13 protein-coding genes are annotated in these 13,435 nt (G+C 35.7%); 4 read left to right on the forward strand and 9 right to left on the reverse strand.

From position 1 onward, the window contains the following. Window positions 1–31: 31 nt before the first annotated feature. The 6 genes from J0871_RS07990 to J0871_RS08010 form a co-directional block, all read right to left on the reverse strand. On the reverse strand, window positions 32–1,297 hold the full coding sequence (locus tag J0871_RS07990; RefSeq protein ID WP_075326015.1) for a DUF819 family protein: 1,266 nt from the start codon (window positions 1,295–1,297) through the stop codon (window positions 32–34). Between the two features lie 74 nt (window positions 1,298–1,371). Then, complete coding sequence (locus J0871_RS07995) at window positions 1,372–2,181, reverse strand: HAD family hydrolase (RefSeq protein WP_208224725.1); 810 nt, start codon at window positions 2,179–2,181, stop codon at window positions 1,372–1,374. After that, window positions 2,181–2,351: an Arc family DNA binding domain-containing protein gene (locus J0871_RS08000; RefSeq protein ID WP_075326017.1), complete on the reverse strand. Its 171-nt coding sequence runs from the start codon at window positions 2,349–2,351 to the stop codon at window positions 2,181–2,183. Before J0871_RS08000 ends, J0871_RS07995 begins: the two co-directional genes overlap by 1 nt. Window position 2,352: 1 nt before the next feature. After that, complete coding sequence (locus J0871_RS17295) at window positions 2,353–2,859, reverse strand: alpha/beta hydrolase (protein WP_243870433.1); 507 nt, start codon at window positions 2,857–2,859, stop codon at window positions 2,353–2,355. 22 nt (window positions 2,860–2,881) lie between these two features. Next, window positions 2,882–3,301, reverse strand: a complete 420-nt coding sequence (locus J0871_RS17300) for a hypothetical protein (RefSeq protein WP_243870434.1) — start codon at window positions 3,299–3,301, stop codon at window positions 2,882–2,884. 7 nt (window positions 3,302–3,308) lie between these two features. Then, on the reverse strand, window positions 3,309–4,169 hold the full coding sequence (locus J0871_RS08010) for an SPFH domain-containing protein (RefSeq protein WP_075326019.1): 861 nt from the start codon (window positions 4,167–4,169) through the stop codon (window positions 3,309–3,311). A gap of 160 nt (window positions 4,170–4,329) precedes the next feature. On the opposite strand from J0871_RS08010, the gene J0871_RS08015 reads away from it, so the two are divergent. Next, window positions 4,330–5,112: a S1/P1 nuclease gene (locus J0871_RS08015; RefSeq protein ID WP_208224727.1), complete on the forward strand. Its 783-nt coding sequence runs from the start codon at window positions 4,330–4,332 to the stop codon at window positions 5,110–5,112. A gap of 54 nt (window positions 5,113–5,166) precedes the next feature. Here the strand turns inward: J0871_RS08015 and J0871_RS08020 are convergent, their stop codons facing one another. Both J0871_RS08020 and J0871_RS08025 read right to left on the reverse strand, forming a co-directional pair. Continuing rightward, complete coding sequence (locus J0871_RS08020; RefSeq protein WP_208224729.1) at window positions 5,167–5,748, reverse strand: alpha-ketoglutarate-dependent dioxygenase AlkB; 582 nt, start codon at window positions 5,746–5,748, stop codon at window positions 5,167–5,169. Between the two features lie 2 nt (window positions 5,749–5,750). Beyond that, the gene (locus J0871_RS08025) at window positions 5,751–6,110 is read right to left on the reverse strand and encodes a MauE/DoxX family redox-associated membrane protein (protein ID WP_208224730.1); all 360 of its coding nucleotides are present in this window, start codon (window positions 6,108–6,110) and stop codon (window positions 5,751–5,753) included. Between the two features lie 581 nt (window positions 6,111–6,691). On the opposite strand from J0871_RS08025, the gene J0871_RS08030 reads away from it, so the two are divergent. Further along, on the forward strand, window positions 6,692–8,905 hold the full coding sequence (locus J0871_RS08030; RefSeq protein ID WP_208224732.1) for a response regulator: 2,214 nt from the start codon (window positions 6,692–6,694) through the stop codon (window positions 8,903–8,905). Between the two features lie 184 nt (window positions 8,906–9,089). Here J0871_RS08030 and htpG read toward each other — a convergent pair whose 3' ends face one another. Then, the gene (htpG, locus tag J0871_RS08035) at window positions 9,090–10,976 is read right to left on the reverse strand and encodes a molecular chaperone HtpG (RefSeq protein ID WP_208224734.1); all 1,887 of its coding nucleotides are present in this window, start codon (window positions 10,974–10,976) and stop codon (window positions 9,090–9,092) included. A 226-nt stretch (window positions 10,977–11,202) separates the two neighbouring features. On the opposite strand from htpG, the gene J0871_RS08040 reads away from it, so the two are divergent. Both J0871_RS08040 and J0871_RS08045 read left to right on the forward strand, forming a co-directional pair. After that, complete coding sequence (locus J0871_RS08040; protein ID WP_208224737.1) at window positions 11,203–11,871, forward strand: TetR family transcriptional regulator C-terminal domain-containing protein; 669 nt, start codon at window positions 11,203–11,205, stop codon at window positions 11,869–11,871. Between the two features lie 21 nt (window positions 11,872–11,892). Beyond that, the gene (locus J0871_RS08045) at window positions 11,893–13,203 is read left to right on the forward strand and encodes an AarF/UbiB family protein (protein ID WP_208224739.1); all 1,311 of its coding nucleotides are present in this window, start codon (window positions 11,893–11,895) and stop codon (window positions 13,201–13,203) included. Window positions 13,204–13,435 lie beyond the last annotated feature (232 nt).

Here is a 13,435-nt window from a genome sequence, read left to right on the forward strand (position 1 = left end):
CGGCAAATATCTTATAATTTTCTATTTTAAACTAACTCCCGGCGGCGATTTGCATTAAAATAGTAGTAAGAATTGCTCCATAGGTTCCAACTACGTATCCAAATACGGCTAATAAAACTCCAACGGTTGCCAGGGAAGGGTGAAATGCCGCAGCTACAACAGGGGCCGAGGCTGCACCACCAACGTTAGCCTGACTTCCTACAGCGAGGAAAAAGTAAGGTGCTTTAATGAGTTTTGCGGTACCAAAGAGAAAAATAACGTGAATAGACATCCAAATAAGTCCAATACCAATTAGTCCTGGATTATCGAATACCATCCCAAGGTCCATTTTCATACCTATGGTAGCTACCAAAATATAAATAAAAATACTGCCTAACTTACTTGCTCCCGCACCTTCGTAGGTTTTGAATCGTGTAAACGAAAGCCCTATTCCAATTGCGGTAGCGATGGTGATCATCCAAAAGAAGGAAGAGGAAAAGGATGAAAGCGCACTTTTACTATCATTAAAAATTTCAAAATTTGAAGATAGATATACCGAAATTTCATCGGCTCCCCAATGTGCAATTCCCACCGTTACAAAGGCCAGGGCAAGCATAATCATATAATCGGGTAGGTTGGGATTTCTGGTTACACTTTCAGCATAATTAGAAACTTTGTTTTTAAGTTCTGTAATTGCTGAATTATCGGCTTTTAGCCATTTATCAATTTTTTCGGTTTTACCAATTCCCATTAACAGTCCTGCCATAAGGAGGTTGGCTACTACAATATCTACTAAGACCATGCCGCCGTATAGATCAGGGTTGTATTCGTAAATTTCCAGCATAGCAGCCTGGTTTGCGCCACCACCAATCCAACTACCGGCAATGGTAGAGAGACCACGCCAAATAGCATCGGGACCAACACCACCCACTGTTTCCGGAGAAATGGCTGAAACAATTAGAATAGCTAGCGGCCCACCTACAATAATTCCTACCGTACCCGCAAAAAACATAATTAAGGCTTTTGGACCTAGGTTGAAAATTGCTTTCAGGTCTATGCTTAAAGTCATTAAAACAAGGGCAGCCGGCAATAGGAATCTACTGGCTACATAGTAAAGTTGAGAAGTACCATCGTCTATAAGTCCCAGGGAATTAAAGATTGCGGGAATTAAATAGCACATTAAAAGAGCCGGTACAATGCCATAGAATTTTTTCCAGAAACCAGCTTCTTTAGAAGAGGTATAAAACACAAAACCCAAAGCGAGCATTAAAAGTCCAAAGACTATAGCATCATTGGTAAAAACGGGAGTATCTTCCATAGAAATTTTTTATAAGCGGCGCCAAAATACAATTTTTCTTAAACTCTTCTTAAAGAATTACGGGAATCCTTCTGTTAGATTTGAAACAACTCTTTTAGGCTATTGGCTACGCCATCTTCCTTTCCGCTTTGGGTAACAATATTAGCAACTTCCAAAACTTCTTTTCTAGCATTACCAACGGCAACGCCCATTCCTACGCCTTTTATCATTTCTACATCATTATAATTATCTCCAAAAGCAATACTTTGCTCTGGCGTTAGATTGAAATGATTTTTCAATAAAAATTTAATAGCCGTAAGTTTTGAAATCTTTTTATTGGCAATTTCAAGATAGGTAGGTTTGGAACGGTATAAATGAAGTTCTCCAGGAAAATTCTCTGATAAATAATCTTTAATTTTATCAATATGGGCTTCGTCTCCCATTGCCATAATTTTATGAGCTCCTTTGTTATCTTTCTTCCATTCTGAAATTACTTCGCGGTTAGATCTAAGTTCGGGCTTTACTTTTGTGTTATTTTCTTCGCGTGCCGCCCACTGGTCGTATTGCGGCACGTACCATTCGTCACTATTATATAAACTTAAATGGCAGTTCATTTTTTTATTGAAATCAGAAAGATTTTCCAGCGTATTTAAAGGAATTTCAGTAGAGCTTATAGCTTTCCCGTCTACCAAAATTAATCCGCCGTTGTAACAAATAATAGGCTGTTCTTTTATTTCAAGATCGGCTTGCAAATGTCTCATTGCTGCTGGCATTCGGGCTGAAATAAGCACGAATGGTAAACTGTCTTTTAAATTTTTTATTGTTGAAATTGTGTTGGGAGATAATTCCCGGTCGTGGTTTAGTAGGGTTCCATCTATGTCTGAAAAAACGATCTTATATTGCATTATTCTTCTTCTTTTTTATTTTTTGGGTGACGTTTTGCTTCTTTTAGGGCCTTATTTAGCATCCACTCAATCTGCCCATTGGTACTCCTGAATTCATCAGCAGCCCATTTTTCAATGGCTTTCAGCATCTTCTCATCAACTCTTAGGGCGAATGCTTTTTTATTACTCATTTTATTTATTTTCCAGATTCTTAATAAAATCGGTTAAAACCGGAATTATTTCGGGATGCAATGGTAATTCAGGATTATTATAAGTTTGATAGTTTTTAGTCAAATCTTTAGAACTGACTTTTCTAAAAACGTGGTTCATATCTTCTAATAAAACTAATTCTGAATTTTTGGCTGCTGTATGCAGTAATTCAGCCTGTTCTTTCTTTACCTGGGCATCATTTGTTCCGTTTATAATCAAAACAGGAATTTGCATTTTTGCAATTTCTTCAGCAGGATCATATTTTATCCAGGAAGCTAAAAAAGCCTGGTTTTTAGGACTAAAAAACGAACCTAATATTGGAGGATATTCAGAAGTACTTCCATTTTCTTTTATCTCTTTCAGGGTTTGCTCAATATCATCTTTAAGCTGAGGTAATTGAGCCGAAAGTTGTGCAGCCAGAATATGGTCTATACTTTCTCCCGCACCGGCAATAGAAATAAGGGCATCGGCATTATTTTTTGCAGCCAAAATGCCTATTAAAGAGCCCTGGCTATGCCCGGCAATAATTATATTGCTGAAATTTCTGTTTTTTTTTAAAGTGAATTAAAATATTTTCAACATCCAGTATAAGGTCTTCAAACGAAAGTGAATCTAAATTTAACTCCTTCGCTTTCATGATACGTTTATCAAATCTGAAACTTGCAATTCCTTCAGCTGCTAATTCGTGTGCGATTTTTTTAGCAAAATCACTTTTATTATTCATCCCTTCGAGAGAATTCCCATCCCGATTTGTAGGCCCCGAACCCTGAATGAAAATTACCAGTGATGGATTTTCAACTTCAGAAGGAGATGTAAGGGTTCCGTCGGTAAATTTATCTACCGTAATTTCTTCTTCGGTAAATGTTTCTTGTGCGGAAACAATAAAACTTCCGAAGAAAATTAAGAATATGCTGAGGATAGAATTTCTCATACAATTTCTAATGATTTAAAGTGCCCGCGTTTACCACCGGCGTTGCATCTTTATCGCTACAAAGTACCACCATTAAATTGCTTACCATAGCGGCACGTCTTTCGGCATCAAGATCTACAAGATTCTTTTCGCTTAACTGGTGTAACGCCATCTCTACCATTCCCACGGCACCCTGTACAATTTTATGACGGGCGGCAACTATTGCGGTTGCTTGCTGGCGTTTAAGCATTGCGCTGGCAATCTCATTAGCATACGCCAGGTAACCAATTCTTGCTTCCAAAACTTCAATTCCGGCAATATTTAAACGTTCTTCGAGCTCTTTTTCCAGGGCGTCACTTACTTCGTTTACGCTAGAACGCAAGGTGATATCCTCGTCTAAGCCTTCGTCTGCAAAATTATCATAAGGATAGAGACTGGCAAGTTTTCTAACTGCAGCATCGGTTTGTACCACCACAAAATTTTCATAATTATCTACATCAAAAGAAGCTTTATAGGTGTCACGAACCCGCCAAACCAGGATGGTACTTATCATTACCGGGTTCCCCAGCTTGTCGTTCACTTTTAGGCGTTCGCTATCAAAGTTTCGGGCCCTTAAAGAAATTTTCTTTTTGGTGTAAAATGGGTTCACCCAAAAGAGTCCGTTCTTTTTAACCGTTCCCTTGTAATCACCAAAGAGTAAAAGCACTCGGGAGCCATTTGGATTTACCAGGATTAGCCCCGGTAGGATAAAAAGCGAAATAATGATTCCTAAAATAAACCACGCATTATTTAAAATAATAAAACCGATAATGCTTCCGAAGAATAATAATAGAAAAACAAACAACATAATATAGCCGTTTGAAGCATGGAGATCTTTTTCCTGAGTCATAATATTTAAAATTGGTTGATATTAAAATGATATCATAAATATATTGCATTAATTTTTAACTCAGAAAAATTTAACATATTAAAAATTTGGGCTTTGCTATATTTGCCGAAAATCTAAAGGAGATTCACCTATATCTTCTTAATCTTTAAAATTTCAATAAATGAAAAAATTACTGCTATTTGCTTTGTTGGTTATAATTGGAAACACCGGTTTCTCGAATGATAATGATTGGGGGAAAACCGGGCACAGGGCTACAGGAGAAATCGCCGAAAATTATTTAAATAAAAAAGCTAAAAAAGCAATAGATAAAATTCTAAACGGACAAAGTTTGGCCTTTGTGGCGAATTATGCCGATGATATTAAAAGTGACCCAGATTTTAGGCAATATGGCCCCTGGCATTATGTGAATTTAGCCGAAGGACAAACTCAATATAATGAGAAAACCGCCAACCCAAAAGGAGATCTTTATCAGGCTATTTTAAAATGTAAAGAGGTATTAAAAGATGAAAATGCTTCAAAAGAAGACAGGCAGTTTTATCTGAAAATGCTGGTTCATTTTGTAGGTGACCTTCACCAACCTTTTCACGTGGGAAGAGCTGCCGATAAAGGCGGTAATGATGTGCAGGTTCGTTGGTATAACGAGGGATCTAACATTCACCGGGTTTGGGATAGCCAGATGATAGATTCTTACCAAATGAGCTATACCGAGCTTGCAGCAAATACCAAACAATTAAGCAGAGCTCAAATTAAAGCTATTGAAGAAGGAGAAGTTATAGATTGGGTGTATGAGTCTGGTGAAATGGCAAGCGAGCTTTATGATTCAGTTGAAATGGGGGAGAAATTAGGTTATGAATATATGTATCATCACCTGCCTACTGTTTTGCAGCAACTGCAAAAAGGCGGAATTCGTTTGGCAAAAATATTAAACGAGATTTACGGATAATTTGAGTCCAAACATTCAAAAAAGCCATTGTGGAAACTTCTACAATGGCTTTTTTTATTGAATTTTTCTAAAAGTTAGATTAATTCTGGGTGAAACTTCTTTTTTGGTTTTTGGCAGCTGGTGTTTCCAATAATGTTGCATACTGCCTTTCATAATTAAGAGGCTGCCGTGCTGAAGTTCAATTTTTTCTTTCAGGTTTTTGGTTTTATGTTTAAACTGAAAGCTACGAACGCCGCCCAGGCTTATAGAAGCAATGACGGGGTTTGTGCCTAAAACTTGTTCGTCATCGGCGTGCCAGCCCATACTGTCGTTTCCATCGCGATAAAGATTTGCCAGGCAGGTATTGAATTCAAAGCCGGAAATTTCTTCGGTTTTTTGTTTTAGATCTAAAATTTCAGCTGAAAAAGTTTCGGGTTTTAATTGTAGGCCCGAATAGGTATAAGAAATTCCTTTTTCAGCAAAAAAAGCGGTTAAACGTGGCTGCGGAATTTCTTTTCCGAAGAGTTTAATATTTTGCTGTTGCCAGGAAACTTCCTTCAGCAATTTTTCGAATAAAAGATTGGCCTTTTCAGTCTTAAGAAAATGGGGGAAATATTCTAATTCTGCTTGTGGCAAGCTAAAAATTTTAGACTTCATCTTTATAATTGTAAATAAAACCAGGCCCAATACATTAGAAAAAACTGTAACGGTATTCTTAAAATTAAAGCCCATTTTGGGATTCCCGGGCCGGCTTTTTTGGATGAAAGCATGTAAAAATGCACAAGTAGAAAAACTACGAGCATTAAAATAATCCCGTAGATTGCCAGGTCTTTGGTTTCAGGAAAAAAGAGTAGAAAACCCAGAAAAATTTCTGCCAATCCGCTTAAAAAAACCAGTGGTTTATGCGCCGGTAAATAACGCGGCATAATTCGCATATACATTTTAGGTTTTATAAAGTGAATAATACCGGCTACGATGTACATCGCGCCCATTAGGTAAAAGTGCCAGGGATATTGCATAATTTAAAGATAAAAATATATTTTTATGAGAGCGTGTAATTATAATAATAATGCCGCCAGGTATTAAAAATTTTGTGTAATTCGCTAAAATAGAGTAATTTTCGGCTCCCAATTTACAACCTAACTTAATCTATATTGAAACATAATTACCTGCTATTTTTATTAGATAATTGAGATTAAAATGCCCTGAGGTTTGTCTCATACATTAAATAATTTGTTCGCTACAACGGCTCGTTAAATCGAAGTCGCGTGTTGGAATAAGTTATATAGCTCAAGATTGTTTTCTGAATAAAAAGGGAACTTTCTCTAATCTCTACACAGTTTCAGTCTTAGAAAGTAAGGCTAATAAATCGGGAATTTTCAGCACTAAATTTATCTATCTTAAAAAAGATAGATACTTAATATTATTGGTCTTTTTAAAAGGAAATAAGGATTTTTAAAAAAATATCTTTTTTGACAAAACTTTTACCGTTTTAAGAGGAATCCTAAAATTAAGGGAACTATTGGTTGGTCAAATATTAAAAAAAAGTTAATTTAACATAACCTATAGCCCCTGGGTAAGAACTTAACATGGAAAATAATTGAGTATAAAATACATTTCTGTTTTACTAATTTCCCTGGTATCCGGCCTTGCTTTCTCACAGTCTAAAGAAAGTGAAAGCTGTGATAGTATTAAGCAACTACTAGACTTATCTACAGATGCCATGTATTCCTATGAATATAACAAGGCCATTGATTATTCCTTTAACTTAATTGAGCTTGCTGAGGAAGAAAAAGATTACTACCACCTTTACCACGGCTATAATAACCTGGGAATTACGTACGATGAATTGTATGATACTATAAGGGCGAAAGAAAGTTATGAAAACGCGCTTAAGTATGCTAAGATTGTAGAGAACGATACTTTACTTTGGTGGGCATACAACAATCTTGGTAATATGTTTACTTCCAACAAGCAAACTATAGACCAGGGTTTTGCATATTACGATAAAGCGATAAAAGCTGCGTCTAACCTTGAAGATGCAGATAGTAGAGCCACACCGCTTATGAATAAAGGCTGGACTCATCTATATTTAGAAGAGTATGATGAAGCTTATCCCTATCTAAAAAAAGTCGAAAAACTGGTAGAAGATATCAAAGATCCTTATATGCTAAGCCAGGTTGCGTCCCTTTTTGGAACCTACTATTTAGGAAAAGAGAATTTAGAAGAATCTAAAAAATATTATGAAAAAGCTATTAAAATAGCTGAAAAAGATTCCCTGTATTATGAGGCGGTAACGGCTTATGATGGTTATGCTGAAGCTTTGTTTAAAAATAACGAATTTAAAGAAGCTTATAACGCGTTAGATAAGTACATAGAATACGATGCTGAACTTTATGAAAAGGAAAAGCTGGAACAAATGGAAGCTGCGCAGGCGCGGTTTGAAACCAAGCGCTATCGCGAAAATCTTGAAATAGCCAAAAGGGAGCAAAAGTATAAAGATGAGGTAATTGCCAAATCTCAGCAAAATTCTATAATCATGATTATTTCTTTAATCGTGATGTTATTTTTTATAATCCTGCTTGTTAGAAATAACAATACAAGGAAAAAGCTAATTTCCCAACTAAAAAATAAAAACAGCGAATTATTTTCGGCTAAAGAAGAAGCAGAACGTTTATCTATGCTGAAAAGCCAGTTTTTCTCTACGGTAAGTCACGAGTTAAGAACCCCGCTCTATGGGGTAGTAGGACTTACCTCGTTATTGCTGGATGATAAAAGCCTGAAGAAACACGAAAGCGATTTAAAATCCTTAAAATTCTCAGCCGATTATCTTTTGGCGCTAATTAATGACGTGCTGCAAATGAATAAAATGGAATCTAAACAGGTAAAACTGGAAAATGTTTCATTTAATCTTCATGAATTAATATTAAGTATTGTAAATACTTTTGAATTTACGCGACTCCAGAACAAGAATAAGGTACATTATAATATAGATGAAAACGTACCCCAAAATCTTATTGGAGACCCCGTAAGGCTTTCTCAAATTTTAATGAACCTGGTGGGAAATGCGGTGAAGTTTACCGAAAATGGTAACATTTATATAAATGTAGAGTTACAGGCTAAGATAGAGGATAGGGCGATAATCTATTTTGAAGTAAAAGATGACGGAATTGGTATTCCAAAAAGCAAACAAAAATTAATTTTTGAAGAATTTTCTCAGCTTAAACCTTCAAATTATAATTACCAGGGAACCGGCTTAGGTTTGCCTATAGTAAAACGCCTATTACAGTTATTTGAATCTCAAATTCATTTAAAAAGTAAAGAAGGAGAAGGTTCTGTTTTTTGTTTTAGTTTAAGCCTTAAAGAAGATAAATCTTCAACAAAAAAAGCTGGATTTGCGCACGAAGTATATTTGGATAATCTAAAAGAAAAACAAAAAATACTTATTGTAGATGACAATCGAATAAACCAGGTTGTAACGCGACGAATATTAGAGAAACAGAATTTTGAATGCGTGGTTGTTGGCAACGGGGTAGAAGCTATTGAAAGAGTTACTGCCATGGATTTTGATCTTATTTTAATGGATCTAAATATGCCGGGAATTAATGGTATGGAAACTACCCAGCGCATTAGAAACCTGAGTAAAGACGTACCCATTGTTGCACTTACTGCAGTAGAAATTGAAGAAGTAAGAAATGAAATCTTCGCAGCCGGAATGAATGATATTATCGTAAAACCTTATGATATAGAACGATTCTACCAAACCATAAAGCGTAACCTAAACGCAAATTTAGAGACAAGCTCTAAGAATTAAAATCTGTTGGCAAACTTTCCCTTTGCATAAAGCTTAATCATATAAAATAAAAAGGCCTGGAAAGTCTTGTTACCGTCAAGCTGAACTTGTTTCAGCTTCTAATATCTTAGATTCCTGAACCAGGTTCAAGATGACGATTAAAACAACTTTCCAGACCTTTTCTAAATTTTCCTTTTCAAGGAAATTATTTTACCATATCAAAACTACGTTTTACGAAATTGGTTAGCTCTTCCCCTTTAAGCAGGTTTTGAGATAATCTCGCAAGATCTAAAGAATGCTTAATTAAGCGTTCCTGTTTCTTTTCGGTTTTGGTATTTAGAATATCAGAAATTAACGGGTGGTTGGTATTTACCACCAGGTTATACATTTCTGGCATATTCCCCATTCCAAACATACCACCGCCACCGGTTTGCTGCATCTCTTTCATTCGGCGCATAAATTCCGGTTGCGTGATTAACAATGGAGCAGCATCGCTATCCATAGCTTCCAGTTGTACGGTATATTTTTCCTTCGGAATTACTTTTTCGAAATCTCCCTTTAACTTCTCTTTTTCTTCTTCAGAAAGCTTAGAAATTTTCTCTTCGTCTTTTTTGATAAGGTTATCTACCTGATCTGAATCTACACGAACAAAAGTGATTTTCTCTTTTTCACCTTCCATTTTTTGAAGCAGGTGAGAAATAATTGGAGAATCTAATAACAACACTTTGTAACCTTTGGTTTTAGCTGCCTCAATATAACTGTGTTGCTCGTCTTGATTAGAAGCATAAAGCACAACCAGGTTTCCATCTTTATCGGTTTGGTTGTCTTTTATTTTCTCCTGAAGTTCTTCAAAAGTGAAGTATTCATTTTCTACCGTTGGGTAAAGTGCAAACTTCTGTGCTTTTTCGTAGAATTTGTCTTCAGAAAGCATTCCGTATTCAATAACGATTTTAATATCGTTCCATTTTTGCTCAAAATCCTCACGATTATTATTGAAAAGAGATTTCAATTTATCGGCAACCTTACGGGTAATGTAACTGGAGATTTTCTTCACAGCACCATCTGCCTGAAGGTAAGAACGGGAAACGTTCAATGGAATATCTGGAGAATCTATAACCCCGCGAAGCATTGTTAAAAATTCAGGAACAATTCCTTCAACATTATCGGTTACATAAACCTGGTTCTGGTAAAGTTGAATTTTATCCTTTTGAATATTCATATCCTGCGTCATCTTAGGGAAATAAAGAATCCCGGTAAGATTAAAAGGATAATCTACATTAAGGTGAATGTGGAATAGAGGTTCCTCGAACTGCATTGGGTACAATTCGCGGTAAAAACTTTTATAATCTTTATCTTCTAAATCGGTTGGTTGTTTAGTCCACGCCGGTTCAGGATTATTGATAATATTATCTACCGTTTTGGTTTCTGCTTCGGCGTCTTCAGGAGCGTCTTCCGGAAGTGGTAAAGTTTCTTCTTTGGTTCCAAATTTAATTGGGATAGGCATAAACTTGTTATACTTCACCAATAATTCCTGGATTCTGTTTTCTTCCAAAAACTCTTCATCTTCTTCATTTATATGAAGAATGATCTCGGTTCCTCGCTCTTTTTTATCGGCGTCGCCAAGTGTGAACTCGGTTGTACCCTCACAAACCCAATGCGCTGCAGGTTCGTCTTTGTAAGATTTGGTAATGATTTCTACTTTATTCGCCACCATAAAGGCAGAGTAGAAGCCAAGTCCAAAATGGCCAATAATCCCGCTGTCTTTAGCTGAATCTTTATATTTTTCAAGGAATTCCTCAGCGCCAGAGAAAGCTACTTCGTTGATGTATTTCTCAACTTCTTCTTTCGTCATTCCAACTCCCTGGTCTATAACGTGAAGTTTCTTTCCTTCCTTGTCTACTTTAACCTCAATTACCGGGTTACCGTACTTTACATCGGTTTCCCCAATATCGGTAAGGTGTTTTAGCTTTAGAGTTGCATCTGTTGCGTTAGAAATCAATTCTCTTAGAAAGATTTCATGATCACTGTAAAGAAATTTCTTTATCAGTGGGAAAATGTTTTCTACAGAAACATTAATTTTTCCGGTTGCCATATATTTTCGTTTTTAATACTATTTATTGTTGCTTACCTACAGTCAAAAAAAATACCATTAAAACTCCGCTGACAAACTGACATAGCCTGTAATTAATAAAATATAATTTCGTCTAAACTGCTGAAATTCAATTTTAATAGGCAGAGATATTTTTAACAAACATTTTGTTTAATATTATGAATTAAAACTTAAACAAAAGTGTATCTTTGAAAAAGAAATAAAAACTATGGCTACAGCTAAAAAAAATACAACCAGGAAAGTTTTAGATAAAGACAAGCTTATTGCGATGTATATGGATTATGTATTGGAAGAAGAGAAGCGTCCTAAAACGGTTTATAAATTTTGCAAGGAGAATAAGATCAAGGAAGAGGAATTTTATAATTTCTACGGAAGTTTTGAAGGTTTGCAAAAAGGAATTTGGGAGCGATTTTATGAGCATACCATGAATGTGATTAATAAAAGTCCTGAATTTGATAGTTTTTCTAACAGGGAAAAAATGCTCACATTCTATTACACCTTCTTTGAAATTTTAACTGCCAATAGAAGTTACGTCTTGTTTTCATTAAAAGAACACGAGAGCCAGTTAAAGAACCTTCAGCAGTTAAAAGGATTAAGGAAAAACGTAAAATCTTTTGCAAGAGATCTTATTCAGGATGAAAATTCAGAAAAAGCAATATCCGCTTTACAGCAATCTGAAAGAGTGTTTTCTGAAGCTACCTGGGTACAACTCATGTTTTTAATGAAATTTTGGATGGATGATAATTCTGCCCAATTTGAAAGTACCGATGTGGCGATAGAAAAATCGGTAAACACTGTTTTTGATGTATTTGATAATACACCACTGGAACGGGTTATTGATTTAGGAAAATTCCTCTGGAAAGAAAAAATGGCTTAATAAAGTCTACCCCAAATTATCATGAAAACTATAGATAAAATACCAACAGGCAAAATTGGCCGAACTTCAAAACTGGTGCAAACCGGGGTGAAGTTAGGAGGCAATTACCTTAAATATTACAGTAAAAGAGCTTTTGATTCTGAGCTTACCCGCGATGAATTAGACCAAAGCAATGCCGATGATATTTACGACAGCCTAAAAAGTTTAAAAGGAAGCGCGCTAAAAGTAGCACAAATGCTTTCTATGGAAAAAAGCCTTTTACCGAACGCTTACGTTGAGAAATTTAGCCTGGCACAATTTAGTGTGCCGCCACTCTCAGCGCCTTTGGTGAGAAAAACTTTTAAAAAATATAACGGAGCTTACCCTGAAGAGTTGTACGATAAATTTGCTTCAGATTCTGTGAATGCGGCCAGTATTGGCCAGGTTCATAGAGCCGAAAAAGATGGGAAAAAACTTGCTGTGAAAATTCAATATCCCGGCGTGGCAGATAGTATAAGTTCAGATTTGGCGATGGTTAAACCTATTGCTACCAGAATGTTTAATCTTCAGGGTAAGGATTCCGCTAAATATTTTAAGGAAGTAGAAGGAAAATTACTTGAGGAAACCGATTATATTTTGGAAGTAAAACAGAGTAAAGAAATTTCTGAAGCCTGTGCGCATATTCCAAACTTAAAATTTCCAAAATATTACGAAGATTTATCCAGTGAGCGAATTATCACGATGGATTGGATGGATGGAAAGCATCTAAGTGAATTTGCGAAAGAAAATAAAGATCAGGAAAAAGCTAATAAGGTAGGGCAGGCGCTTTGGGACTTTTATATGTACCAAATGCACGGCTTGAAAGAAGTACACGCCGATCCTCACCCAGGGAATTTTCTAATTGATAAAGATGCAAACCTTATCGCTATAGATTTTGGTTGCATAAAGCAGGTTCCCGAAGATTTTTATGTACCATATTTTGAATTGGCAAAAAAGGAAAATATTAATAATCCTGAATTTTTCAACGAGAAATTATTTGAATTGGAAATTTTGAGGGAAGATGATTCTGAAAGAGAAATCAAATATTTTTCAGAATTATTTTATCAAATGCTGAATTTATTTACGAGTCCGTTTCACGAAGAAACTTTTGATTTTGCCGATGAAACCTTTTGGAATTCAATAACAGCATTGAGTGAAAAGTATAGTAAAGACACGGAATTACGAAAAATGAATGGGAATAGAGGAAGTAAGCATTTCCTTTATATTAATAGAACATTTTTCGGCTTATATAATTTATTGCACGATCTGGAAGCGAAGATCGAGGTTAACAAGTTCCGCGATTACATGTCATAATTGTTGGTTTTATTTATTGGTTAGGTTGTGGAAAAGCGTTATTACCATCTCTGGTAGTGGCGCTTTTCCTATTTTTAAACCTAATTGACTTTGTGAAATAAAAAAGCTGTTTGAGAAGTTTTTAAAAACGTCATCCTGAATTTATTTCAGGATCTAACAAGTTGATTACTGTACTCATGTTAGAAGCTGAAACAAGTTCAGCCTGACAGATAAAAACGCTTTTCAAACAGCC

This window comes from Salegentibacter sp. BDJ18, from assembly GCF_017579965.1.
GTDB lineage: Bacteria > Bacteroidota > Bacteroidia > Flavobacteriales > Flavobacteriaceae > Salegentibacter.

Excerpts from the sequence above, each read along its gene's own strand:
- J0871_RS17300 (WP_243870434.1), bottom strand. The coding sequence starts at position 3,301 with ATGAGAAATTCTATCCTCAGCATATTCTTAATTTTCTTCGGAAGTTTT.
- htpG (WP_208224734.1), bottom strand. The coding sequence starts at position 10,976 with ATGGCAACCGGAAAAATTAATGTTTCTGTAGAAAACATTTTCCCACTG.
- J0871_RS08020 (WP_208224729.1), bottom strand. The coding sequence starts at position 5,748 with ATGAAGTCTAAAATTTTTAGCTTGCCACAAGCAGAATTAGAATATTTC.
- J0871_RS08000 (WP_075326017.1), bottom strand. The coding sequence starts at position 2,351 with ATGAGTAATAAAAAAGCATTCGCCCTAAGAGTTGATGAGAAGATGCTG.
- J0871_RS08045 (WP_208224739.1), top strand. The coding sequence starts at position 11,893 with ATGAAAACTATAGATAAAATACCAACAGGCAAAATTGGCCGAACTTCA.
- J0871_RS08015 (WP_208224727.1), top strand. The coding sequence starts at position 4,330 with ATGAAAAAATTACTGCTATTTGCTTTGTTGGTTATAATTGGAAACACC.
- J0871_RS07995 (WP_208224725.1), bottom strand. The coding sequence starts at position 2,181 with ATGCAATATAAGATCGTTTTTTCAGACATAGATGGAACCCTACTAAAC.
- J0871_RS08040 (WP_208224737.1), top strand. The coding sequence starts at position 11,203 with ATGGCTACAGCTAAAAAAAATACAACCAGGAAAGTTTTAGATAAAGAC.
- J0871_RS08025 (WP_208224730.1), bottom strand. The coding sequence starts at position 6,110 with ATGCAATATCCCTGGCACTTTTACCTAATGGGCGCGATGTACATCGTA.
- J0871_RS08010 (WP_075326019.1), bottom strand. The coding sequence starts at position 4,169 with ATGACTCAGGAAAAAGATCTCCATGCTTCAAACGGCTATATTATGTTG.
- J0871_RS07990 (WP_075326015.1), bottom strand. The coding sequence starts at position 1,297 with ATGGAAGATACTCCCGTTTTTACCAATGATGCTATAGTCTTTGGACTT.